General features: G+C 71.6%; 22 protein-coding genes. 19 read left to right on the plus strand and 3 right to left on the minus strand.

Annotated elements, in window-relative coordinates; translation table 11 throughout:
- The first annotated feature begins 39 nt into the window (after window positions 1-39).
- The gene (locus M8C13_RS26105; protein ID WP_252483337.1) at window positions 40-1,638 is read left to right on the plus strand and encodes an acyl-CoA synthetase; all 1,599 of its coding nucleotides are present in this window, start codon (window positions 40-42) and stop codon (window positions 1,636-1,638) included.
- Window positions 1,619-2,716, plus strand: a complete 1,098-nt coding sequence (locus tag M8C13_RS26110; RefSeq protein WP_252483338.1) for a nitronate monooxygenase family protein — start codon at window positions 1,619-1,621, stop codon at window positions 2,714-2,716. The genes M8C13_RS26105 and M8C13_RS26110 overlap by 20 nt, the downstream gene beginning before the upstream one ends.
- Here the strand turns inward: M8C13_RS26110 and M8C13_RS26115 are convergent.
- Together M8C13_RS26115 and M8C13_RS26120 are read right to left on the minus strand one after the other, a co-directional pair.
- The gene (locus tag M8C13_RS26115) at window positions 2,713-3,795 is read right to left on the minus strand and encodes an acyl-CoA dehydrogenase family protein (RefSeq protein ID WP_252483339.1); all 1,083 of its coding nucleotides are present in this window, start codon (window positions 3,793-3,795) and stop codon (window positions 2,713-2,715) included. The two genes, M8C13_RS26110 and M8C13_RS26115, sit on opposite strands and share 4 nt — an antisense overlap.
- Window positions 3,796-3,816: 21 nt before the next feature.
- Window positions 3,817-4,995, minus strand: a complete 1,179-nt coding sequence (locus M8C13_RS26120) for an acyl-CoA dehydrogenase family protein (protein ID WP_252483340.1) — start codon at window positions 4,993-4,995, stop codon at window positions 3,817-3,819.
- Between the two features lie 128 nt (window positions 4,996-5,123).
- On the opposite strand from M8C13_RS26120, the gene M8C13_RS26125 reads away from it, so the two are divergent.
- The 16 genes from M8C13_RS26125 (at window position 5,124) to M8C13_RS26200 (ending at window position 20,152) form a co-directional block, all read left to right on the plus strand.
- Entirely contained in the window at window positions 5,124-6,206 is a 1,083-nt protein-coding gene (locus M8C13_RS26125; protein WP_252483341.1) for a Zn-dependent alcohol dehydrogenase, read from the plus strand.
- A 25-nt stretch (window positions 6,207-6,231) separates the two neighbouring features.
- Window positions 6,232-7,125 carry a 3-oxoacyl-ACP reductase gene (locus tag M8C13_RS26130; protein WP_252483362.1) on the plus strand — a complete coding sequence of 298 codons (894 nt, stop codon included), beginning with the start codon at window positions 6,232-6,234 and terminating at the stop codon, window positions 7,123-7,125.
- A gap of 20 nt (window positions 7,126-7,145) precedes the next feature.
- A complete protein-coding gene (locus M8C13_RS26135; protein ID WP_252483342.1) occupies window positions 7,146-8,657 on the plus strand; it encodes an aldehyde dehydrogenase in 1,512 nt (503 codons plus the stop codon).
- Window positions 8,654-9,418 (plus strand): glucose 1-dehydrogenase, encoded by a 765-nt coding sequence (locus M8C13_RS26140; RefSeq protein WP_252483343.1) that lies wholly within the window; start codon window positions 8,654-8,656, stop codon window positions 9,416-9,418. Before M8C13_RS26135 ends, M8C13_RS26140 begins: the two co-directional genes overlap by 4 nt.
- Window positions 9,419-9,477: 59 nt before the next feature.
- On the plus strand, window positions 9,478-10,209 hold the full coding sequence (locus M8C13_RS26145) for an ABC transporter permease (protein WP_252483363.1): 732 nt from the start codon (window positions 9,478-9,480) through the stop codon (window positions 10,207-10,209).
- A gap of 13 nt (window positions 10,210-10,222) precedes the next feature.
- Window positions 10,223-11,041 (plus strand): ABC transporter permease, encoded by an 819-nt coding sequence (locus M8C13_RS26150; RefSeq protein ID WP_256509716.1) that lies wholly within the window; start codon window positions 10,223-10,225, stop codon window positions 11,039-11,041.
- Entirely contained in the window at window positions 11,038-12,309 is a 1,272-nt protein-coding gene (locus tag M8C13_RS26155; protein ID WP_252483345.1) for an MCE family protein, read from the plus strand. The genes M8C13_RS26150 and M8C13_RS26155 overlap by 4 nt, the downstream gene beginning before the upstream one ends.
- The gene (locus tag M8C13_RS26160; protein ID WP_252483346.1) at window positions 12,306-13,340 is read left to right on the plus strand and encodes an MCE family protein; all 1,035 of its coding nucleotides are present in this window, start codon (window positions 12,306-12,308) and stop codon (window positions 13,338-13,340) included. Before M8C13_RS26155 ends, M8C13_RS26160 begins: the two co-directional genes overlap by 4 nt.
- Window positions 13,337-14,353 carry an MCE family protein gene (locus tag M8C13_RS26165; protein ID WP_374213147.1) on the plus strand — a complete coding sequence of 339 codons (1,017 nt, stop codon included), beginning with the start codon at window positions 13,337-13,339 and terminating at the stop codon, window positions 14,351-14,353. Before M8C13_RS26160 ends, M8C13_RS26165 begins: the two co-directional genes overlap by 4 nt.
- On the plus strand, window positions 14,350-15,489 hold the full coding sequence (locus M8C13_RS26170) for an MCE family protein (RefSeq protein ID WP_252483348.1): 1,140 nt from the start codon (window positions 14,350-14,352) through the stop codon (window positions 15,487-15,489). Before M8C13_RS26165 ends, M8C13_RS26170 begins: the two co-directional genes overlap by 4 nt.
- Window positions 15,489-16,655 (plus strand): MCE family protein, encoded by a 1,167-nt coding sequence (locus M8C13_RS26175; RefSeq protein WP_252483349.1) that lies wholly within the window; start codon window positions 15,489-15,491, stop codon window positions 16,653-16,655. Before M8C13_RS26170 ends, M8C13_RS26175 begins: the two co-directional genes overlap by 1 nt.
- Window positions 16,652-17,875 carry an MCE family protein gene (locus M8C13_RS26180; RefSeq protein WP_252483350.1) on the plus strand — a complete coding sequence of 408 codons (1,224 nt, stop codon included), beginning with the start codon at window positions 16,652-16,654 and terminating at the stop codon, window positions 17,873-17,875. The genes M8C13_RS26175 and M8C13_RS26180 overlap by 4 nt, the downstream gene beginning before the upstream one ends.
- A complete protein-coding gene (locus M8C13_RS26185) occupies window positions 17,872-18,366 on the plus strand; it encodes a nuclear transport factor 2 family protein (RefSeq protein ID WP_252483351.1) in 495 nt (164 codons plus the stop codon). The genes M8C13_RS26180 and M8C13_RS26185 overlap by 4 nt, the downstream gene beginning before the upstream one ends.
- A gap of 416 nt (window positions 18,367-18,782) precedes the next feature.
- Window positions 18,783-19,256 (plus strand): hypothetical protein, encoded by a 474-nt coding sequence (locus tag M8C13_RS26190; protein WP_252483352.1) that lies wholly within the window; start codon window positions 18,783-18,785, stop codon window positions 19,254-19,256.
- Between the two features lie 36 nt (window positions 19,257-19,292).
- Complete coding sequence (locus M8C13_RS26195) at window positions 19,293-19,655, plus strand: metalloregulator ArsR/SmtB family transcription factor (protein ID WP_308202865.1); 363 nt, start codon at window positions 19,293-19,295, stop codon at window positions 19,653-19,655.
- Entirely contained in the window at window positions 19,652-20,152 is a 501-nt protein-coding gene (locus M8C13_RS26200) for an SRPBCC family protein (RefSeq protein ID WP_252483354.1), read from the plus strand. Before M8C13_RS26195 ends, M8C13_RS26200 begins: the two co-directional genes overlap by 4 nt.
- Before the next feature lie 52 nt (window positions 20,153-20,204).
- Here M8C13_RS26200 and M8C13_RS26205 read toward each other — a convergent pair whose 3' ends face one another.
- Complete coding sequence (locus tag M8C13_RS26205; RefSeq protein WP_252483355.1) at window positions 20,205-21,461, minus strand: glycoside hydrolase family 18 protein; 1,257 nt, start codon at window positions 21,459-21,461, stop codon at window positions 20,205-20,207.
- A 176-nt stretch (window positions 21,462-21,637) separates the two neighbouring features.
- Between M8C13_RS26205 and M8C13_RS26210 the strand changes: the two genes are divergently transcribed.
- The gene (locus tag M8C13_RS26210) at window positions 21,638-22,819 is read left to right on the plus strand and encodes a serine hydrolase (protein WP_252483356.1); all 1,182 of its coding nucleotides are present in this window, start codon (window positions 21,638-21,640) and stop codon (window positions 22,817-22,819) included.
- Window positions 22,820-22,850: the final 31 nt, after the last annotated feature.

The following is a 22,850-nucleotide window of genomic DNA, read 5'->3' on the forward strand; positions in this document are numbered from 1 at the left end:
CTATTGCCGGGCAACGATAACACGTTCTACTTTCGAAGCGTGGCCGTCAACATAGCGGATCTCGTCGAACATGCCGTCGATCTCGTCCCCGAGCGCGTCGCCGTGATCTGCGGCGGCCGCCAGGTCAGCTACGCGGAGCTGGAGGAGCGGTCCAACAGACTCGCCCACCACCTGCGAAAAAACGGGGTCGTACCCGGTTCGCACATCGGGGTGCACGCGCGCAACTCCATCGAGGCGGTGGAGGCGATGATCGCCGCGTACAAGCTGCGCGCGGTCGCCATCAACGTCAACTACCGCTATCTCAAGAACGAGTTGCAGTACCTCTACGACAACGCCGACCTGGTCGCGCTCATCCACGAGCAGCGGCACGGCCCGCTGGTGGCCGAGATCCTGCCGCAGGTGCCCCGGTTGCGGCACACCGTGGTGATCCCGGACGAGTCCGGCGCCGGGTTCGCCGGGGTGTCCTACGCGGACGCGCTCGCCGACGGCGCACCGGACCGCGACTTCGCCGAGCGCAGCCCCGACGACCGCTACATCCTCTACACCGGCGGCACCACCGGGCATCCCAAGGGCGTGGTGTGGCGGCACGAGGACGTGTGGCGGGTGCTCGGCGGCGGCATCGACTTCTTCAGCGGCGCCCGGCTGCCGGACGAATGGCAGCAATGCCGCGCGGGCAAGGACTTCGCGCTGGTGCGGCTGCCGGTCGCGCCGCTGATCCACGGCGCGGCGCAGTGGGCCACCTTCCAGAGCCTGTTCGGCGGCGGCACCGTGGTGCTGGTGCCGCACTTCGACGCCGACGAGGTGTGGCAGGCGATCCAGCGGCACAAGGTCAACGTGCTCACCATCGTCGGCGACGCGATGGCCCGCCCGCTGATCGAGGCCTACCACCGCGGCGGCTACGACGCCTCCTCGCTGTTCGCCATCTCCAGCAGCGCCGCGCTGTTCTCGCCCAGCGTCAAGCAGCAGTACCTCGAAGCCTTGCCCAACCTCATGCTCACCGACACGATCGGCTCGTCGGAGACCGGGTTCAGCGGCATCGGCGTGGTCGGCCGCGACGGCCAGCCCAACGACGGGCCCAGGGTCAAGGTGGACGCGGACACCGTGGTGATCGACGAGGCCGGAAAGCCAGTCGCGCCAGGGGTTGTCGGCCGCCTGGCCCGGTCGGGGCACCTGCCGCTGGGCTACTACAAGGACCCGGTCAAGACCGCGACCATGCTCACCGAGATCGACGGTCGCCGCTACGCCATCCCCGGCGACTACGCCAGGGTCGAGTCCGACGGCACGGTGACCCTGTTGGGGCGCGGCAACACCTGCGTCAACACCGGCGGCGAGAAGGTCTACCCGGAGGAGGTGGAGGGCGCGCTCAAGTCCCACCCGGACGTGCTGGACGCGCTCGTGGTCGGCATCCCCGACCAGCGCCTCGGCCAGCGGGTGGCCGCCCTGGTGCAGCCACGGCCAGGGGCCGCACCGAGTTTCGCCGCGCTGGACCGGCACGTGCGCGAGCTGATCGCCGGGTACAAGGTGCCGCGCAGCCTGTGGCTGGTGGAGGAGATCGGCCGATCCGTCAGCGGGAAACCGGACTACCGCTGGGCCCAACGCTACGTCGAGGAGCACCCGGATGCGAACGTCGCTGTGTGAGGTGCTGGGTATCGAGTACCCGGTGCTCGGCTTCACCCCGTCCGAACACGTGGCCGCCGCGATCAGTCGCGCCGGTGGCTTCGGCGTGCTGGGCTGCGTGCGCTACAACCGCGCCGAGGACCTGGACGCCGCGCTGGACTGGATGGACGCCAACACCGGCGGCCGCCCCTACGGCGTGGACATCGTCATGCCGGCCGCCGCCCCGAAGGAGGGCACCGCGGTCGACCTGGACGCGCTGATCCCCGCGGCACACCGCGAGTTCGTCCAGCGCACCCTGGCCGAACTGGGCGTGCCGGAAGCCGCGGCCGGCGAGCCCGGCGGAGTGCTCGGCTGGCTGCACTCGGTCGCCCGGTCCCATGTGGACGTCGCCCTCGGCCACCCGATCCGCCTGATCGCCAACGCCCTCGGCCCGCCGCCGATCGACGTCATCGACCGCGCGCACCAGCACGACGTCCTGGTCGCCGCGCTGGCCGGCCGGGCCGAACACGCGGTGCGGCACATGCTCGGCGGAGTGGACATCGTGGTCTCCCAAGGCTATGAGGCCGGCGGGCACACCGGGGAGATCGCCACCATGGTGCTGCTGCCGGAGATCGTGGACGCGGTCGGCGGCCGGGTCCCGGTGCTGGCCGCGGGCGGGATCGGCTCCGGCCGCCAGGCCGCGGCCGCGCTCGCCCTTGGCGCGCAAGGGGTCTGGATGGGCTCCTGCTGGTTGACCAGCGCCGAGTACACCCTCGGCGGCCCGAACTCGGCCACCCAGCGGGCCCTGCTGGCCGCCCGCTCCAGCGACACCGTGCGCTCGCGCATCTACACCGGCAAACCCGCGCGCCTGCTGCGCACCCGCTGGACCGAGGCCTGGTCCGCCCCCGGCGCGCCCGAACCGCTGCCCATGCCGTTGCAGAACCTGCTGGTGAACGAGGCCCACCAGCGCCTCGCCGCGGCCGACGACCCGGAGGTGGTGGCCATGCCGGTCGGCCAGATCGTCGGCCGGATGAACCAGATCCGCCCGGTCGCCGACCTGATGGCTGACCTGGTCCAGGAGTTCGACGAGACCGTGGAGCGGATGTCCAAGCTCCGTTAAGGGCGGCGCAGGAGCTCGGCGCCGAGGGCTCGGAGCTGATGGGTTGCGCCGCCGAGGGCGAACTCGGCGTGCTTGGCGGCGGTGAAGTAGCGGTGCAACTGGTGGTCCAGGTCGATGCCGACGCCGCCGTGGATGTGCACCGCGGTGTGCGCCACCCGGTGGCCCGCGTCGGCGGCCCAGAACTTGGCCGTGGCCAGGGACTCCGGGCTGGGCAGGCCCTCGCTGACCCGCCAGGCCGCCTGCCACAGGGTGAGCCGGATGCCCTCGACGTCGATGTAGGCGTCGGCCAGGCGCTGGGCCACCGCCTGGAACTGACCGATCGGCCTGCCGAACTGGACCCGCTCGCGGGCGTAGGCCGCGGTCAGCTCCAGCGCCCGCTCGGTGACGCCCAACTGCAACGCGCACCAGCCGAGCACGCCCCTGGTGTGCAGGAACTCCACCGCCGCGCCCGCCAGCACCCGGTCCGCGGGCAGCGGCGTGCCGTTCAGCTCCAGCCAGGCCGTGCCCGCGCCGTCCACGACCTCCTGCCGCCGCACCGACACCCGCGGATCCTCCGGCGTGACCAGGAAGACCCGGGGTCCGTCGGGAGTGTCCGCGGGGACCAGGAACAGCGCGGCGATCCCGCCCGCGGGTACCGCGGTCTTGGTTCCGTTGAGCAGCCAGCCCTCGGCGGTGCGTTCGGCGGTGGTGGCCGACTCGTCGGTCAGCGCCGCGGTCAGCACCGACTCCCCGCTCAGCGCGCCCGGCAGCCAGCGCTCCCGCACCGCCGGGTCACCGAACTCCGCGATCGCGGAGGCGGCCAGCGCGGTGGAAGCCAGATAGGGCACCGGGGCCACCGCCCGGCCCAGCGCGATGAGCACCGAGCACTGCTCCAGCACGCCGTAGCCGGAACCGCCCAGCTGTTCCGGGATACCGGCCCCGAGCAGGCCGGACGCGCCAAGACCATTCCACAGTGGACGGTCGAACCGATCCGGCTCGGACTCCGCGGCGCGCAGCCGTTCCTGGGTCACCTCGCGCGCCAGGATCTCACCGGCCACAGTGGACAGTGCCTGTTGGGCCTCGGTCATGCTGAAGTCCACGGAGTCTCCCCGGTACACGAGTCAGCGGCGGATGGGCAGGCCGAGGGCGGTGGCGGCCACGATGTCCCGCTGCACCTCGTTGGTGCCGCCGCCGAAGGTCAGGATCAGGCAGGACCGGTGCAGCCGCTCGATCTTGCCGTGCAGCGCCGCCCCCGGCGCGCCCGCGCGCAGCGTCGCGGCCGGGCCGAGCACCTCCATCAGCAGCCGGTAGGCCTCGGTGGCCAGCTCGGTGCCGTACACCTTGGTCGCCGAGGCGTCCGCCGGGGTCGGGGTGTGCGCCGCGCCCCAGGCGATCCGCCAGTTCAACAGCTTCAGGTACTCCACTTTCGCGTGCACCCTGGCCAGGTGGATCCGCACCCACTCCTGGTCGGCCACCAGCCCGCCGTCGGGCAGCTTGGCCGCCTTCGCCCAGTCCAGCACCTCCTGCAACGCGGTGCGCAGCGGTGCGGCCGAGGTGAGCGCGACGCGTTCGTGGTTGAGCTGGTTGGTGATCAGCGGCCAGCCCTTGTTCTGCTCGCCCACCAGCGCGCCCGCCGGCACCCGCACCTCGCTGTAGTAGGTGGCGCTGGTGCCCGGACCGGCCATGGTGCGTACCGGCGTCCAGGAGAACCCCGGCGCGTCCGTCGGCACGATCAGCACGCTGAGCCCCTTGTGCTTGGGCGCGTCCGGATCGGTGCGGCAGGCCAGCCACACGTAGTCGGCGTACTGGATCAGGCTGGTCCACATCTTCTGCCCGTTGATGACCCACTCGTCCCCGTCCCGCACCGCCCTGGTGCGCAAGGAGGCCAGGTCGGTGCCCGCCTCCGGCTCGGAGTAGCCGATGGCGAAGTGCAGCTCGCCCGCGGCGATCCTGGGCAGGAAGAAGGACCTCTGCTGCTCGGTGCCGAAGCGCATGATGGTCGGCGCCACGCTGTTGAGGGTCAGGAACGGCACCGGCGCGCCCGCGGTGGCCGCCTCGTCGGTGAAGATCAGCTGGTCCAGCAGCGGCCTGGCCTGCCCGCCGTACTCGCGCGGCCAGCCCAGCGCGAGCCAGCCGTCCCGGCCCATCTGCCGCACCACCTCCAGATAGGTGGCGCGGTCGCCGTAGTCCCCGCCGCCCGCGGTCAGCGCCGCCCGGCGCTCCGGCGTCATCAGCTCGGCGAAGTAGGCCCGCAGTTCCGCGCGCAGCTGCTGCTGTTCCCGCGAGTACGCGATCCACATACCGCGATACTAGAACACGTTCTTTCGAAGAAACACCCGTGCCACTCAGTTGGCCCTTGCTCGGAGTGAGAACACATTCTACTGTCGGTCCCCATCCGAGGCCGCACTACTCGTCGAGGGGTGGACCGGTGAAGGCTGCCGTGCTGAACCAGGTGGGGGACGACCGGCTGGAGCTGCGCACCGATGTGGCCACGGTCCCGCCGGGCCCCCAGGAGGTGCGGGTCGCGGTGCGCGCCTCCGGCATCTGCCACAGCGACCTGCACGCCATGGACGGCACCCTGCCCGCGCTCGCACCGGGCGTGCTCGGCCACGAGGGCGCGGGCGAGGTGGTGGAGATCGGCTCCGCGGTGACCGATCTCGCGGTCGGCGACCACGTGCTGATCACCTTCGTGCCCGCTTGCCTGCGCTGCAAGAACTGCCTGCGCGGCCAGCCACACCTGTGCGCGGTGTACGCGATCGAGTCCTTCACCCACCCCCGCTTCACCTCCCGCGACCAGCCGCTGTTCGGCTTCGCCGGCTGCGGCACCTTCGCCGAGGAGCTGGTGGTGCCCGCGCCCGCGGCGATCAAGGTGCCCGAGGACGTGCCGTTCGAGATCGCCGCGCTGATCGGCTGCGGCGTGCTCACCGGCGCGGGCGCGGCGCTCAACACCGCCAGGGTGGAACCCGGTTCGACCGTGGCGGTGATCGGCTGCGGCGGGGTCGGCGTGTCCACCTTGCAGGGCGCGCGGATCGCCGGGGCCAGCACGATCATCGCGGTGGACCCGGTGCGGGACAAGCACGAGGCCGCGCTCAAGTTCGGCGCCACGCACACCGGCACCCCCGAGGAGCTGCCCGGCCTGCTCGGCGAGCTGACCGGCGGGGAGGGCGTGGACTACGCCTTCGAGGTGGTCGGCCTGCCCGCCACCATCCGCTCCGCCTGGGACTCCGCCCGCCGCGGCGGCACCGTGGTCGTGGTCGGCGCGGGCCGGGCCGACGCCCAGGTCAGCTTCTCCGCCCAGGAGCTGTTCCTGCACGAGAAGCGGTTGCTGGGCTCCTTCTACGGATCGGCCGACGTCCGCCGCGACTCGGCCAAGATGATCGACTTCTGGCGGGCGGGGCTGCTCGACCTGGACGGCATGATCAGCCGCCGGCTGCCCCTGGATGACATCAACGACGGCCTGTCCACCCTGCCCGGCGGCACGGTGATCCGGCAGATCGTGACCTTCGACTAGGCGGGTGTCGCTTGTGGACAACGGGGTGAGCCTGTCCGGCAAGGTCGCCGTGGTGACCGGCGCAGGCGCCGGGCTGGGGCAGGCCGAAGCGCTGGCCCTGGCGAAAGCCGGGGCGAGTGTGGTGCTCAACGACCTGCCCGGCGCGGCCGAGGAGACCCTGGCGCTGATCCGGGAGGCCGGGGGAGCGGCCACCGTGGTCGCCGGGGACATCGCCGAGCGGGCCACCGCGGACGCGCTGCTGGCCGCCGCGCTGGCCGAGTACGGCGGGCTGCACGTGGTGGTCAACAACGCCGGGGTGCTGCGCGACCGGATGCTGTTCAACCTCTCCGACGAGGACTGGGACCTGGTGGTGCGGGTGCACCTGCGCGGGCACTTCCTGGTCTCCCGCAACGCCAGCGCCTACTGGCGGCAGCAGGCCAAGCAGACCGGCGCGCCGGTGTACGGCCGGATCGTGAACACCGCCTCGGAGTCCTTCCTGCTCGGCTCGCCCGGCCAGGCCAACTACGCCGCGGCGAAAGCGGGGATCGCCGCGCTGACCATCTCCACCGCCAGGGCGCTGGCGCACTACGGCGTGCGCGCCAACGCGATCTGCCCGCGCGCCCGCACCGGCATGACCCGGCACGTCTTCGGCGAGGCCCCCGCCGAAGGCCTGGATCCCCTTGACCCGCAACACGTCGCGCCGTTCGTGGCCTACCTCGCCGCGCCCGCGGCCGAGTCGATCAACGGGCAGGTGTTCGTGGTGCACGGCGGCATGGTCGCGCTGCTCGCCCCGCCCAGCGTGGAACAGCGGTTCGTCAGCGCGGGCGAGACCTGGAGCCTGGCCGAGCTGGCCGCCACCGTCGGCGAGTACTTCACCGGCCGCGCGGCCGACCGCGGCTTCGCCTGCACCGAACTGAACGCGCTCCAGGCCCGCCCCTGACCGTCCACAAAGGAGTAGCCATGCCGCTCACCGTGTTGCCGCACCGGGACACCGCGGGCCTGTCCGAGGGCCACCTGCTGATCGACGGCAAGTGGCGGCCCGCGGCCGACGGCGCGGTGTGGCGGCACCGGCACCCGGCCACCGGCGAGGAGATCGGGACCTTCGCGGTGGCTGCCGAGTCCGATGTGGACGAAGCCGTGCGCACCGCGCGCCGCGCCTTCGACGACGGGCCGTGGCCCAACGCCCGCGCCGGGGTGCGGATCAGCACCCTGCACCGCTACGCCAACCTGCTGCGCGAGCACACCGACGAGCTGCAACGGTTGCAGGCGCTGGACAACAGCGTGCCGCTGTCCTTCGGCGGGATCTACACCACCTCGGTCGGCGCGGCCGCCGACGTCTTCGACCACCACGCGGGCTGGATCGACAAGCTCGGTGGCGACACCCTGCCGCCGTACCAGGGCGGCGACCACCTGGCGATGACCTTCCGCGAGCCGATCGGCGTGGTGGCCGCGATCCTGCCCTGGAACGCGCCGTTCCTGCTGTTCGCGCAGAAGCTCGCGCCCGCGCTGGCCGCCGGGTGCACGGTGGTGCTCAAACCCTCGGAGTACGCGACCTTCTCGGTGCTGCGCATGGTCGAACTGTTCGCCGAGGCCGGGCTGCCGGACGGGGTGGTCTCGGTGGTCACCGGTCCCGGCGAGTCGGTCGGGGAGGCGCTGATCACCCACCCGGCGGTGGACAAGATCAGTTTCACCGGCAGCCGCCCGGTCGGCAAACGCATCGTGGAAGCCTCCGCCGGCACCCTCAAACGGGTTTCCCTTGAGCTGGGCGGGAAGAGCCCCAGCCTGGTGTTCCCGGACGCGCCCAACGTCGGCCTGGCCGGGATGACTTCCATGGGCACGGTCACCATGGGCCTGTCCGGCCAGGCCTGCGTGGCGCACAGCCGGGCCCTGGTGCACCGGGACGTCTACGAGGAGTTCCTGGCCGGCGCGCAGATGATGGCCGCCGCGATCACCTACGGCGACCCGTTCGACGCGGCCACCCTGGCCAGCCCGCTGATCAACGAACGCCAGCTGGCGCGGGTGCTCGGCTACATCGACCGCGGCCAGGAAGAAGGCGCGCGACTGGTCACCGGCGGGTCCAGAGTGGACGGTGAGCTGAGCACCGGCAACTTCGTGCAGCCCACCATCTTCGCCGACGTGCACAACGAGATGGCCATCGCGCGGGAGGAGATCTTCGGCCCGGTGCTCGCGGTGGTCCCGTTCACCGACGAGGACGAGGCGATCCGGCTGGCCAACGACACCGAGTACGGCCTGGGCGCCGGGATCTACACCGCCAACGCCCAGCGCGCCTTCCGTCTCGCCCGCAGGCTGCGCGCCGGCACCATCGGCATCAACGGCTTCACCGTCGAACCGCACCTGCCCTTCGGCGGCTTCAAGCAGTCCGGGCTGGGCCGCGAGGGCGGGCGCAGCGCCTTCGAGGCCTACACCGAGCTGAAAACCGTGCTGCTACCGCTGACCGAGGAGCTGATGTGAGGCTGGACGGCAAGGTCGCGCTGGTCACCGGCGCGGCCAGGGGCCTCGGCGAGGCGGTCGCCCGCCGGTTCGTCGCCGAGGGCGCGCGGGTGGTGCTGGCCGACATCGCCGACGACACCGGCACCGTCCTGGCCGCCGAGCTCGGGTCCCAGGCCAGGTATCGGCACCTGGACGTGGGGTCCGAGGACGACTGGGCCGGGGTGGTGGCCGAGACCGTCGCCGACTTCGGCCGGATCGACGTGCTGGTCAACAACGCCGCCGTGCTGCACTTCGCGCCGCTGGCCCAGACCACGCTGGCCGACTACGAGCGGGTGGTGCGGGTCAACCAGGTCGGCTGCTTCCTCGGCATGCGCTCGGTCATCCCGGTGATGACCGGGGCCAGGCGCGGCTCGATCGTGAACTTGTCCTCTGTGGAGGGTCTGGCCGGGATGCCCACCCTGTCCGCCTACACCGCCACCAAGTTCGCCATCCGCGGCATGACCAAGGTGGCCGCGCTGGAACTGGCCGCGCAGGGGGTCCGGGTCAACTCGGTGCACCCCGGCGCGATGGACACCAGCATGGCCGGTGAGGCGCTGGGCGGCATCGAACTGGACCGGGGCGCGATGGGCAAGCTGGTGCCGATGAAACGGATCGGCCAGCCCGCGGAGGTGGCCAACGTGGTGCTGTTCCTGGCCAGCGACGAGAGCTCCTACTGCACCGGCGGGGAGTTCGCCGCCGACGGCGGGGCCACCGCGACCCATGCGTTCGGGGTGGTCGGGTGACGGCTTCCCCGGTGGGGCAGGGCTTTCCGGGCCTGGCGGCGTTGCGCCAGGTCGGGCGGATGGCCGTGCTCTCCTGGGAGGTGCTGCTCTGCCTGCCGCGCAGGCCCTTCCCGCTGGCCGAGTCGATCCGGCAGGCCTGGTTCTTCGCCAGTGTCACCATCCTGCCCACCGCACTGGTCGCGATCCCCTTCGGCGCGGTCATCTCGCTGCAACTCGGCTCGCTGACCCAGCAGATCGGCGCGCAGTCCTTCACCGGCGCGGCAGGCGCGCTGGCCATCATCCAGCAGGCCAGCCCGCTGATCACCGCGCTGCTGGTCGCGGGCGCGGGCGGATCGGCGATGTGCGCGGACATCGGGGCGCGCACCATCCGCGAGGAGATCGACGCGATGGAGGTGCTCGGCGTCTCCCCGGTGCACCGGCTGATCCTGCCCCGCGTGCTCGGCGCGATGCTGATCGCGGTGCTGCTCAACGGGGTGGTCAGCGTGGTCGGCGTGCTCGGCGGGTTCTTCTTCAACGTGGTGCTGCAGGGCGGCACGCCCGGGGCCTACCTGTCCAGCTTCTCCGCGCTGGCCCAGCTCTCCGACCTGTGGATCAGCGAGTTCAAGGCCTTTCTCTACGGCTTCGTGGCCGGGATCGTGGCCGCCTATCGCGGCCTCAACCCCGCCGCGGGCCCGAAAGGTGTCGGGGACGCGGTGAACCAGGCCGTGGTGATCACCTTCCTGCTGCTGTTCCTGATCAACATGGTGATCACCGGCGTGTACCTGCAACTCGTCCCGGCCAAGGGCGGGTGAGCCGGTGGTCGTGCTGGAGCGCAAATCCCGGTTACCGGTGCCAGGGCTGGAGGCGCTGGGCCGCCAGCTCTGGTTCTGCCTGCGCGCCCTCGGCCTGGTCCCGGTCGCGATCCGCCGCTACACCAAGGAGATCCTCCGGCTGCTCACCGAGGTCAGCTTCGGCAGCGGCGCGCTCGCGCTGATCGGCGGCACCCTCGGCGTGATGATCGGCATGACCGTGTTCACCGGCGCGGTGGTTGGCCTGCAAGGCTATTCCGCGCTCAACCAGCTCGGCACCTCCACCCTCACCGGGTTCATCTCGGCCTACTTCAACACCCGCGAGGTGGCCCCGCTCTCCGCCGGGCTGGCGCTCTCGGCCACGGTCGGCTGCGGGTTCACCGCCCAGCTCGGCGCGATGCGCATCTCCGAGGAGATCGACGCGCTGGAGGTGATGGGCGTGCCGAGCCTGCCCTACCTGGTCACCACCCGCATCCTGGCCGGGCTCGGCGCGGTGGTCCCGCTGTACGTGGTCGGCCTGCTCTGCTCCTACCTGGCCTCCAGGGTGGTCACCGTGCTGTTCTACGGCCAGTCCGCGGGTACCTACGACCACTACTTCGGCCTGTTCCTGCCGCCGGCCGACGTGCTGTGGTCCTTCCTCAAGGTGATCGTGTTCGCGGTGGTGATCATCCTGGTGCACTGCTACTACGGCTACACCGCCAGCGGCGGACCGGCCGGGGTCGGCGTGGCGGTGGGCCGGGCGGTGCGCGCGGCGATCGTGGCGCAGATGTTCCTCGACCTGTTCCTCAGCCTGGCCATCTGGGGCTCCACCACCACGGTGCGGATCGCCGGATGAACGACCGCCTCTCACCCCTGCGCTGCCAGCTCCTCGGGCTGGTGTTCCTGCTGGTGGTCGCGCTGTTCGTGGCGGGCTCGATCGCGGTGTACCGCAAGGCGTTCACCCCGGTGGCCACCGTGCTGCTGGAGGTGGACCGGGCCGGCACGCAACTGCGCGTGGGCGCGGATGTCAAGGTGCGCGGGCTGATCGTCGGCGAGGTCCGGGAGATCAGGGCGGGCGCGGACCGCGCGGTGCTGGCCCTGGCCCTGCAACCGGAGCGGATCTCGCTGATCCCGGCCGAGGTCACCGCCCGGCTGCTGCCCAAGACCCTCTTCGGTGAGCGCTACGTGGCCCTGCAACCACCGGCCCAGCGCAGCGGTAAGTCCCTTGTGGACGGTCAGACCATCGGCCTGGACCGCAGCCAGGCCGCGGTGGAGATCGAGAACGTGCTCAACGACCTGCTCCCGGTGCTCACCGCGGTGCGTCCCGACCAGCTCTCTGCCACCCTCACCGCGATGGCCAACGCCCTGCGGGGAAAGGGAAAACAGCTCGGCGACACCCTGGTCCGGCTCGGCGACTACCTGGACGGCCTGTCCGGCTCGCTGCCGGACCTGCGCGCCGACCTCAAGGCCCTGGCCGCGGTCGCCGACACCTACACCGCCGCCGCACCTGATCTCGTGCAGGCGCTGGCCGACGCCACCACCACGACCAGGACCGTGCTGGACCAGCAGCACAACCTGCGCGCCCTGTTCGGCAACGTCACCCTGGCCGCGGTGGACCTGGAAGCCTTCCTCAAAGTCAACCGGGACAACCTGATCGCGCTGGTCGCCGAGGGCAAACCGACCCTGGAGGTGCTGGCGAAGTACGCGCCGGAGTACCCCTGCCTGCTGGAGCAGCTGGTCGCGATGATCCCCAACGCGGACCGCGCCTTCGGCAAGGGCAGCAAGAACCCGCACATCGCCAAGTTCACCCTGGAGATCACCGCCAGCCGCGGCAAGTACCAGCCCGGCGTGGACGTGCCCAAGTACCTCGACAAACGCGGCCCCCGCTGCTATCCGCCCGCGGTGCCGCCCGGCCGGTTCCCGCAGTACCCGCCGGGCGGCCCGGTGCAGGACGGCTCCACCCACCCGGCCGCCGCGCCCGCGCTGGCCGGCTCCCGGCCGGAACGCGAGCTGATCGGCGCGCTGGCCGCGCCACTGCTAGGCAAGCCGGTGGCCGAGGTGCCCGAGTGGGTGGGACTGATGCTCGGACCGATGTTCCGGGGTGCGGAGGTGAGCCTGCGATGACCGTGTTCTCCCCACTGGCCAAGCTCACCGTGTTCACCGCGGTGACCGTGACGCTGACCGCGTTGCTGGCGCTGACCATCGCCAACTCCACCGCGGGCCCGAAGTCGGCGTACTCGGCCAGGTTCACCGATGTCACCGGCCTCAACGTCGGCGACGAGGTCCGCATGTCCGGTGTGCGCCTGGGCAGCGTCACCCAGATCGCGGTGGTGGACCAGAAGCAGGCCCGGGTCGAGTTCGAAGTGGACAGTGCGGTGCCGCTGCCCGCCGCGGTCACGCTCACCGTCAAGTACCGCAACCTGGTCGGCCAGCGCTACCTCGCCCTCGCCCTGGACGGCGACGTGCGGGAGAAACTGCCCTGGGGCGCGGAGATCCCGCTGTCCCGCACCCGGCCCGCGCTCAACCTCACCGTGCTGTTCAACGGGTTCCGCCCGCTGTTCCAGGCGCTCAACCCGGAGCAGGTGAACAAGCTGGCCGGGGAGATCATCCAGGTGTTCCAGGGCGAGGGCGGCACCATCGAGAGCATCCTCGGCCACACCGCCTCGCTCACCTCCGCGATCGCGGCCAAGGACAAGGTGATCGGCGAGGTGGTGGCCAACCTGAACACGGTGCTGGACACCGTCAACGACCGCACCGGCGAGTTCACCGGCCTGCTCGACCAGCTGCAACGACTGGCCAGCGGCCTGGCCGCGCAACGCCAGCCGATCGGCTCGGCCATCACCGCGCTCGGCGAGCTCACCGAGGTCACCGCGAACCTGCTGGACCAGGCCCGGCCCGCGCTCAAGGCCGACATCGGCGCGCTCGGCCAGATCGCCGGACAGCTCGGCAACCGCAGCGACCTGCTGGAGAACTTCCTGGACCGCTTCCCCACCAAGGTCCGCTCCATCGCCAGGGTGGCCAGCTACGGCGGCTGGTTCAACTTCTTCGCCTGCCGCATCTCCGGCAAGGTCGGCGTCGGCGCGCTCGGCCTGACCGTGGACCTGCCGGTGCTGCCACTGGCCGGCACCCCGATGCCGCCGCGGTGCAGCCAGTGAGGCGGGTGAGCGCGAGCGCGCAGACCAGGATCGGCGCGGTCACCGTGGTGGGCCTGCTGCTGGGCACCGTGGCCGCCTTCCACGCCGAGGACCTGCCGATCATCGGCGGCGGCACCACCTACACCGCCGAGTTCGCCGAAGCGGGCGGGCTGCGCACCGGCAACGAGGTCCGGGTGGCCGGGGTCAAGGTGGGCCGGGTGACCACGATCAGCCTGGCGGGCAACAAGGTCCTGGTCGGCTTCCGGCTCACCGAGGCCCGCCTGGGCGATCGCACCACCGCCGCCATGGAGATCAAGACCCTGCTCGGCGACAAGTACCTGTCCCTGGTCCCCGACGGCGCGCGGCCGCAGCCGCCGGACCGGCCGATCCCGCTGGCCCGCACCACCACGCCCTTCGACGTCACCGACGCGGTCAACCAGCTCGGCGACACCGTGTCCAAAGTAGACAGTCGCCAGCTGGCGGACAGCTTCCGGGTGCTCACCGACACCTTCCGCAACACTCCGGAGAAGACCAAGTCCGCGCTGGACGGCCTGTCCGCGCTCTCCCGCACCATCGCCGGCCGGGACGACCAGCTGGCCGCCCTGCTGGCCAACACCTCCCAGCTCAGCGGCACCCTGGCCGGACGGGACGAGCAGATCCGGCGGCTGATCGCCGACGCCGGTCAGCTGCTCGGCGAGCTGGACCGGCGCAAGGCCGCGATCAGCGCGCTGCTGCGCGGCACCAAGGAGCTCGCCCAGCAGCTCAAGGGACTGGTCGCGGACAACCGGGCCCAGCTCGGCCCGGCGCTGGCCGAACTGGACAAGGTCACCGGGATCCTGCAGCAGAACCAGGACAAGCTCAGCGCCGGACTGCGCGACCTCGCCCCGTACGTGCGGCTGTTCAACAACACCATCGGCAACGGCCGCTGGTTCGACGGCTACTTCTGCGGCCTGGTCCCGCCCTACGCCAAGATCGGCGTGTTCGAGATCAACGAGAACATCTGCACCCCGCCGCTGACCGGAGGCGGCCGATGATCCACCGCGCCCTCGTCCTCGCCTGTGTCATCGCGCTGCTGCTCAGCGCCTCCCTGGTCTGGCTCCAGGGCGGTTCCGGCGGCACCACGGCCACCGCGTTCTTCACCCGCACCGTCGGGCTGTACCCGGGTTCGGAGGTGCGGGTGCTCGGCGTGCCGGTGGGCCGGGTGCGCGCGGTGACCCCGGAGGGCGAGCGGGTGCGGGTGCGCTTCGAGCTCGACCGCGGCATCCGGGTCCCGGCCGAGGCCAGGGCCGTGGTGATCGCGCCAAGCCTGGTCAGCGACCGCTACCTCCAGCTCACCCCCGCCTACGAGCAGGGCCCGGAACTGGCCACTGGCGCGGAGATCCCGTTGGCGCGCACCGCGATCCCGGTGGAGCTGGACGAACTGCTCGGCAACGTCGGCGAGCTGAGCCGGGCCCTCGGCCCCGAGGGCGCCAACCGGGGTGGCGCGCTCTCCGGCCTGCTGGACACCGCCGCGGCCAACCTCAAGGGCAACGGCGCCAAGGTCAACGCCACCGTCAAGGACCTCGCCGCCGCCGCGGAAACCCTGAACCGCTCCCGCAAGGACCTGTTCGGCACCGTGGACGGCCTGCGCAAGTTCACCGCCGCCCTGGTCGCCTCCGACGGCCGGCTGCGCGCCTTCAACGACCGGCTGGCCTCGGTCAGCGGACACCTGGCCGCCGAACGCGAACAGCTCGGCGGCGCGCTGGAGGCGCTGGCCGGGGCGATGGTGGACGTCAAGGAGTTCATCACCGCCAACCAGGACCGCCTCAAGTCCACAGTGGACAAACTGGCCAGTGTGACCAAGGTGCTGGTCGACCAGCGCGCCGCCCTGGCTGAGGTGCTCGACGTGGCCCCGCTGGCCGCCACCAACTACCTCAACAGCTACGACGCCGCCTCCGGCACCTTCGCCGTGCGCGGCGCGATCAACGAGCTGACCTACCCGCCGGTCCTGCTGCTGTGCCGGGTCATCCAGGCCGGCACCCCGAAACAGCTGCCCAAGCTGCTCGGCGACGCCTGCGCCCAGCTCGCCCCCCTGCTCGACGGGGTGCTGAAACTGCCCAGCCCGGCGGAGATCCTGGCCGGTCTGCAACAGGGCCGCCTGCCCAAGCTCCCCCTGCTGGGAGGCCGATGATGCGCAGGCTGCTGCTCGCGCCGGTGCTGCTGCTCGCCGGGTGCACCGGGCTGTACGGGGTGCCGCTGCCCGGCGGGGCGGACCTCGGGGACGCGCCGTACCGGGTGACCGTGCACTTCGCGGACGTGCTGGACCTGGTGCCGCAGGCCGGGGTGAAGGTGAACGACGTCGCGGTGGGGCGGGTGGAGGAGATCCGCCTGGGTGCGGACTACGCGAGCGCGGAGGTGCGGGTCGCGGTGAACGGGGCGGTCCGGTTGCCGGGCAACGCGATCGCCCGGCTGCGGCAGTCGAGCCTGCTGGGGGAGAAGTTCGTGGAGCTGGCCGCGCCCAAGGAGCCGGAAGGTCAGCTCGCGGAGGGAGCGGTGATCCCGGTGGCGCGGACCAACCGCAGCACCGAGATCGAGGAGGTGCTCGGCGCGCTGTCCCTGCTGTTCAACGGCGGCGGGATCGGACAGCTGCGGACCATCACCACCGAGCTGGACGCCGCGCTGGCCGGGAACGAGGCCAGGCTGCGCCGACTTCTGTCCACAGTGGACAAAGTGGTGGCCGACCTGGACGGGCAGCGGCTGGACATCACCAGGGCGATCGACTCGCTGAGCCGGTTGTCGGCGACCCTGGTCGCCCAGCGGCACAACCTGACCACCGCGCTGGACCACCTCGCGCCGGGGCTCGCGGTGCTCAACACCCAGCGCGACCAGTTGGTGGAGGTGCTGCGGGCGCTGGACAAGCTCGCGGTGACCGCCACCGACACGGTGCGCCGCAGCTCGGCCAACCTGGTCGCGGACCTGAAGCTGCTGGAACCGGTGCTGCGCAAGATCGCCGAAGCGGGGGAGAACCTGCCCAAGTCGCTGGAGATCCTGGTGACCTTCCCGTTCACCGACCAGACCCTGCAAACCCTGCGCGGCGACTACGTCAACGCCGACGTCAAGCTGGACCTGGACCTGAGCTCGATCCTGGACAACCTCACCCGCTCCAACCAGCCGATCATCCAGCCGCCAGGCGGCCGCGCCGCGCCGCAGAACCCCGGGCAGCCACCGGCCGCGCCGCTGCTGCCCGGTGCGCCCGCGCCACCCAGTACACCCGGAATGCCTGGTGGCTCGGGCGATCCCGGTCTGCTGGGCGGGCTCGGCGGGCTGCTCAACAGCCTCCTGGGCGGCCCCCGATGAACCGCGCGGTGATCATCCGGATCGGCGTGTTCCTGGCCATCGCCGCGCTCGGCCTCAGCTACGTCGGCGCGCGCTACGCCGGACTGGACCGGCTCTTCGGCACGCGCGGCTACCTGGTCACGTTGCGCCTGGCCGACTCCGGCGGCATCTTCACCAACGCCGAGGTCACCTACCGGGGTGTCGCGGTCGGCCGGGTCGGCCAGCTGCACCTGACCGAGCGCGGACTCGACGTGGACCTGGACATCGAGCACACCGCGTCGCCCATCCCGGCCGACACCGAGGCGGTGGTGGCCACCCGGTCCGCGGTCGGCGAGCAGTACGTGGACCTGCGGCCCAAGCACACCAACGGTCCCTACCTGGCCGAGGGATCGGTGATCGAGCAGCAGCGCACCGCCATCCCGGCCGAGGTGTCCTCGGTGCTGGCCGACGCGCACCGGCTGGTCAAGAGCGTGCCGGTGGACTCGCTGCGCACCGTGGTCGGCGAGCTGCACACCGCCTTCGCCGACGCCGGGCCGGAGCTACGCCGGCTGCTGGAGAGCGCGGACAGCCTCACCCGCACCGCCGCCCAGCACCTGCCGCAGACCAAGGAGCTGCTGGCCAACGCCAAGACGGTGCTCGGCACCCAGCAGGAGCAGAGCCGCCAGATCACCGACTACAGCCGCAGCCTGCGCGAGCTGGCCGACCAGCTCCGCCGCTCCGACCCGCACCTGCGCACCCTGGTCGAACAGGTCCCCGAGGTCGCCGCGCGCACCGACGACCTGCTCCGCCGTTCCGGCACCGGACTGTCGGTGCTGCTGGCGAACCTGTTGACCACCAGCCGGATCACCAGCGCCCGCACCGCGGGACTGGAACAGCTGCTGGTCGCCTTCCCGGTGATCACCGCGACCTCGCCCACGGCCTCCGGCGACGGCACCGGCCACCTCGGCCTGGTGCTGAACTTCTTCGACCCGTTCAGCTGCACCAAGGGCTACGAGGGCACCAAACAGCGGCCAGGCAAGGAAACCAGCGACGCCCCGCTGAACAACAAGGCCTACTGCGCCGAACCCCCGAACAGCCCCACCGGCGTCCGCGGCTCCCAGAACGCCCCCTACGGCGGCCGCCCCGCGACCCCCTCCGCACCCCGCCAGCAGACACCGGACCTGCCCGGACCGCTGGGATTGCTCGGACCGCAGCCCGGTCCGCGGACGCTGGGACAACTGCTCGGGCTGGAGAACCGGTGAAGGCCGTGCTGGGTGTGCTGGTGGTGCTGGCGTTGGCCGCCGCGGGCTGGTTCGGCTGGGGCTGGTGGTCGGCCAGCGGTGATCCCGGTCTGCGGCAGGCGGTCGAGCGGGACGCGGCGCTGGCGGCAGGACAGACCGCGGTGGTGGAGCTGAACACCCTCGACTACCGGGATGTGGAGGCCGGGCTGGCCCGGTGGCGCGCGGTGGCCACCGGAACGCTGCTGGAGGAACTGAGCCAGCACAAGGAACAGCACGCCAGGGACATCAAGACCGCCCGCACGACCACCACCGCGAAGCTGCTGTCCGCCGCACTGACCACTGTGGACGGTCGGGCGGGGGCGGCGACGCTGATCGCGGCGGTGGAGGTCACGGTGGCGCGCGAGGGGGCGCAGGCGAGCACGCAGCGGAGCCGGTTGTCGGCGGAGCTGGTGCGGACGGCGGAGGGGTGGCGGGTGGGGCGGTTGCAGACGATGGGGGTGGGCGGGCCGTGACGCGGGGGCGGGCGGGGAAGAAGGCGGTGCGGCGGGCCAGAGTGGTGGCTGGGCGGCATCCGAAGCCCGTGGCGAGCGCGCGAGGTGGGGCGGCGGACGCGGAACTCGCCGGACCGGATTCCGGGCAGGCGAAGCCGGCACCGCCCGAGGCCGGGCCGCCGGGCGCGGAGCCGCCGGGGCTTGCGGCACCGCGTGCGGCGCGGCCGGAGCTTGCCGCGCGGGGCACCGGGCGGCCCGAGGTTGCCTCGCGGGTCACCGAGTCGCCAGACGTCGCGTCGCGGGGTGCCGAGCCGCTCGAGTCCGGGCCGGATGCCGCGGCCCTTGAGCCCGCTCACTCCGAAGCCGCGCCAGTCGCCTCCGCCGAGCCATCGGCGGAGGCCCACCAGCCGTCCAACCGGGCCGGCGGCGGAGTCATCGTGCTCAGCGTGGTGCTCGTGCTGGCCACCGGCCTCGCCGTCTGGGCTGGGATCGCCGCCTCGGCCCTGCGCCCCAGCGACAACTCCGCCCTGGTCGACAACGCCACCACCGACCTGGTGCTCCGCCAGGTCACCGACGCCGTGCGGGACACCTTCAGCTACGACCACGCCGACACCGGCCGCACCGAACAGGCCGCGAACCGGGTGCTGACCGACCGGGCGATCGAGCAGTACCGCGAGCTGTTCGCCGAGGTGCGCAAGGTGGCCCCGGACCAGAAGCTCGTGCTGACCACCACCATCCGGGCCGCCGGGGTGCGCGAGCTCCGGGGGGACCGGGCCACCGTGCTGGTCTTCGTCGACCAGCAGATGCTGCGGACCAGGGACAACGCGCAGAACTCGGGGGCGGCACAGCTGGAGGTGGGCGTGCGGCGGGGCGGCGAGACCTGGCGGATCGTGGAGCTGCGGGTGCTCTGATTGCCGAACGCGTAACCGATGGGTTACGCTTCCGGTGTGGATGAGGTAGCGGGGGCGATCGCCGACCCGGTGCGCCGGGAGATCCTGGTGATGCTGCGGGACGGGCGGCTCTCCGCCGGCGAGATCGCCGGGCGGTTCGAGATCAGCAGGCCCGCGGTGAGCCGTCACCTGCGGGTGCTGCGGGAGAGCGGGCTGGTCCGGGACGAGCTCGTGGGCAGGCAGCGGCTGTACGCGCTTGATCCGCACCGATTCCGCGAGCTGGCCGAGTGGCTGGCCCAGTTCGACCGGCCTGCCGGGTGGGAACACCGCCTGGACGCGCTGGAAACCGAGGTCTACCGCACCCGCCGGGAGCGCCGCGCGGCGCCCGTGGCGGAGCAGGACAAGGAGAACACGGCATGACACCGTTGCCCACCGGCCGGTTGTTCGGCACCGACACCGGGGCTGACCTGGTGCTGACGCGCAGCTTCCGGGCCCCGGCCGAGGACGTCTGGGCCAGTCTGACCGAGTCCGAGCGCACCGCGCGCTGGTTCGGGCCCTGGAAGGGGGAAGCAGGCCCTGGCAAGACCGTGCAGGTGCAGATGGTCTTCGAAGAGGGCCAGGCGTGGATGGACCTCTGCATCGAGGAGTGCGTGCCGCCCCGGCTGCTGAAGGTCAACACCGTGGACGAGGCCGGGGTCTGGCGGCTGACCGTCGAGGTGTCCGAAGTGGACGGTGTCAGTGAGCTGAAGCTGGTGCACCACCGGGACACCCTGGAAGGCGCGGGGGAGATCGGGCCGGGCTGGGAGTACTACCTGGACATGCTGGTCGCGGCGCGGGAGGACAAGCCGCTGCCGAGCTTCGACGACTACTACCCGGCGCAGAAGGAGTACTTCGAGAAACTGTCCATTGAGGACTGATATGGGAACCGGGGTGGCTCCGCGTGGAGCCACCCCGGATCGCCGGTGCTGACTAGCCGATGCCGCCCTTGACCGCGGTGATCAGCTCGCCGTTGGTGGTGTCACCGGAGAGCTCCCAGAAGAACGCGCCGCCCAGGTTCTGGGTCTTGGCGTAGGAACCCTTGCCGCGGATGGTGGCCGGGGTGTCGTAGCTCCACCACTGGTTGCCGCAGTGCGCGTACGCGGTGCCCGCCACCGTGCCGTTGCTGGGGCACTTGGTCTTGAGCACCTTGTAGTCCTCGATACCGGCCTCATAGGTGCCGGGCGCGGCGCCGGTGGCGGTGCCGCCCGGCTCCTTCTTGGTCACGCCGGTCCAGCCGCGACCGTAGAAACCGATGCCCAGCAACAGTTTGTTGCTCGGGATGCCCTTGCCCTTGAGCTTCTGGATCGCCGCGTCGGAGTTGAAGCCCTGCTGCGGGATACCGGGGTAGGAGGTCAGCGGCGAGTGCGGGGCGGTCGGGCCCTGGGCCGCCCAGGCGCCGAAGAAGTCGTAGGTCATCGGCAGGTACCAGTCCACGTACTGGGCCGCGCCCGCGTAGTCCGCGGCGTCGATCTTGCCGCCGTTGGAGCCGTCCGCGGTGATCGCGGCGGTGACCAGGTTGCCGCTGCCGAAGCGGGCCCGCAACGCGCCCATCAGCGTCTTGAACGAGCCGAAACCACTGGTGTCACAGGAAAGCCCGCAGGCGTTCGGGTATTCCCAGTCGATGTCGATCCCGTCGAAGACATCCGCCCAGCGCGGGTCCTCCACCAGCTTGTAGCAGGACTCGGCGAAGGCCGCGGCGTTCTTCGAGGCCTGGCCGAAACCGCCGGACCAGGTCCAGCCGCCGAAGGACCACAGCACCTTGATGTGCGGGAACTGCTTCTTCAGCTTGCGCAGCTGGCCGAAGCTGCCGCGCAGCACACCCGGGTCCCAGGTGTCGGCCTTGCCGTCCACGCTGAGGTCGGCGGTGTAGGCCCGGTCGTAGTCGGCGTAGGCGTCACCGATGGCGCACTGGCCGTTGGTGACGTTGCCGAAGGCGTAGTTGATGTGGGTCAGCTTGGCCGCGGAACCACTCGTGACGATGTTCTTCACGTGGTAGTTGCGGCCGTAGGTGCCCCACTGGGCGAAGTAGCCGATCACCTTGTTCGGGGCGGCGGCCATCGGTTCGGCGGCTGGTGAGGCCGCGGGAGCCGCGATGGAGGCTGGCGCCAGGGAAGCGAGCAGGGCGGCCGCGGTCGCGATGACGGCCGCGACGGTTCCGGCCATGGTGCGCCGACGTGTTCTTCTCATCTGTATCTCCGCAGGGGACGAGGTACAGGGGGCACGCTGGCGGCGTGCGTCACACGCTAGGTGGTTTAGACCACTGCGTCAACGGTTGCCGGAGAAGAAGTGGGGTTGTGCCCGGTCCGGCGCGTGCGTACAGTGTGCGCAAGACGAGAACGTTGTACGCGAACTGGGGAGATGGCATGAACGAGGCGGGGCTGCGGCGGATGCGAGCGGTGCTGGCGGCGCGGGTGGAGTCCGGGGAGGTGCCGGGGCTGGTCGCGCTGCTCGGGCACGGCGAGGCGGTCCACGTGGAGGTGCTGGGCAGCTTGCACGACGGGGGCGGCGCGGCGATGCGGGAGGACGCGATCTTCCGGCTGGCCTCGGCCACCAAGCCGATCACCGCGGCCGGGGTGATGGCCCTGGTGGAGGACTGCCGGCTGCGCCTGGACGACCCGGTCGACGAGTGGCTGCCGGAACTGGCCGGCCGCCGGGTGCTGGCCCGCCCGGACGCCGAGCTGGAGGACACCGTGCCCGCGCGCCGGGCGGTCACCGTGCGGGACCTGCTGACCTTCACCTGGGGCTACGGGGTCGACCTGACCGGGGCGGAAACCCCGGTGCAGCAGGAGATCGTCCGGCTGGGGCTGCACGTGCCGCCGTCGGAGCTCGACCCGGAGGAGTGGGTGCGGCGGCTGGGCTCGCTGCCGCTGCTGCGCCAGCCGGGGGAGCGGTGGCTCTACCACACCGGCTCGGATGTGCTGGGGCTGCTGGTTTCCCGGGTGAGCGGGCAGTCCTTCGAGGCGTTCCTGCGGGAGCGGCTGTTCGCGCCGCTGGGCATGGTGGACACCGGGTTCCACGTGCCTGCCGAGCAGCTGCACCGGCTGCCGACCAGCTACGCGCACGACCAGCGGACCGGGGACCTGGTGGTGTGGGATCCGGCCGAGGGCGGCAAGTACAGCAAGGCGCCTGCGTTCCAGTGCGGCGGGGACGGGCTGGTGTCGACGGCCGCGGACTACCACGCGTTCCAGCGGATGTTGTTGCAGGGCGGGAAGTTCCGGGGTGAGCGGGTGCTGTCCACGGCCTCGGTGGCGCTGATGACCTCTGACCAGCTGACGCCGGAGCAGAAGGTGGACAAGGACCGGCAGACCGAGTTCTTCGGCGACCACGGCGGTTTTGGCTTCGGCATGGGTGTGCGCACGGTGCGCCGGGGCTTGGCCAACATCGGCCAGTTCGGCTGGGACGGTGGGCTGGGCACCTCGGCCCAGGCGGATCCGGTGGCCGGGCTGAACGGGGTGCTGCTGACCCAGGTGGCGCAGGACTCGCCGGTCACACCCCGGCTGATCAAGGACTTCTGGACCACGGCGTACCAGGCCATCGACGACTGAGCCCGGACAGCCGGAAGGCCCCTCCCGAGCC

Origin of the sequence: Crossiella sp. SN42 (genome assembly GCF_023897065.1) — a bacterium.
Lineage (GTDB): Bacteria > Actinomycetota > Actinomycetes > Mycobacteriales > Pseudonocardiaceae > Crossiella.

What these genes read in the sequence shown, in the direction of transcription:
- M8C13_RS26210 (WP_252483356.1), top strand. Translation starts at nt 21,638, where the DNA reads ATGAACGAGGCGGGGCTGCGGCGGATGCGAGCGGTGCTGGCGGCGCGG.
- M8C13_RS26135 (WP_252483342.1), top strand. Translation starts at nt 7,146, where the DNA reads ATGCCGCTCACCGTGTTGCCGCACCGGGACACCGCGGGCCTGTCCGAG.
- M8C13_RS26110 (WP_252483338.1), top strand. Translation starts at nt 1,619, where the DNA reads ATGCGAACGTCGCTGTGTGAGGTGCTGGGTATCGAGTACCCGGTGCTC.
- M8C13_RS26155 (WP_252483345.1), top strand. Translation starts at nt 11,038, where the DNA reads ATGAACGACCGCCTCTCACCCCTGCGCTGCCAGCTCCTCGGGCTGGTG.
- M8C13_RS26145 (WP_252483363.1), top strand. Translation starts at nt 9,478, where the DNA reads ATGGCCGTGCTCTCCTGGGAGGTGCTGCTCTGCCTGCCGCGCAGGCCC.
- M8C13_RS26120 (WP_252483340.1), bottom strand. Translation starts at nt 4,995, where the DNA reads ATGTGGATCGCGTACTCGCGGGAACAGCAGCAGCTGCGCGCGGAACTG.
- M8C13_RS26205 (WP_252483355.1), bottom strand. Translation starts at nt 21,461, where the DNA reads ATGAGAAGAACACGTCGGCGCACCATGGCCGGAACCGTCGCGGCCGTC.
- M8C13_RS26160 (WP_252483346.1), top strand. Translation starts at nt 12,306, where the DNA reads ATGACCGTGTTCTCCCCACTGGCCAAGCTCACCGTGTTCACCGCGGTG.
- M8C13_RS26175 (WP_252483349.1), top strand. Translation starts at nt 15,489, where the DNA reads ATGCGCAGGCTGCTGCTCGCGCCGGTGCTGCTGCTCGCCGGGTGCACC.
- M8C13_RS26170 (WP_252483348.1), top strand. Translation starts at nt 14,350, where the DNA reads ATGATCCACCGCGCCCTCGTCCTCGCCTGTGTCATCGCGCTGCTGCTC.
- M8C13_RS26180 (WP_252483350.1), top strand. Translation starts at nt 16,652, where the DNA reads ATGAACCGCGCGGTGATCATCCGGATCGGCGTGTTCCTGGCCATCGCC.
- M8C13_RS26200 (WP_252483354.1), top strand. Translation starts at nt 19,652, where the DNA reads ATGACACCGTTGCCCACCGGCCGGTTGTTCGGCACCGACACCGGGGCT.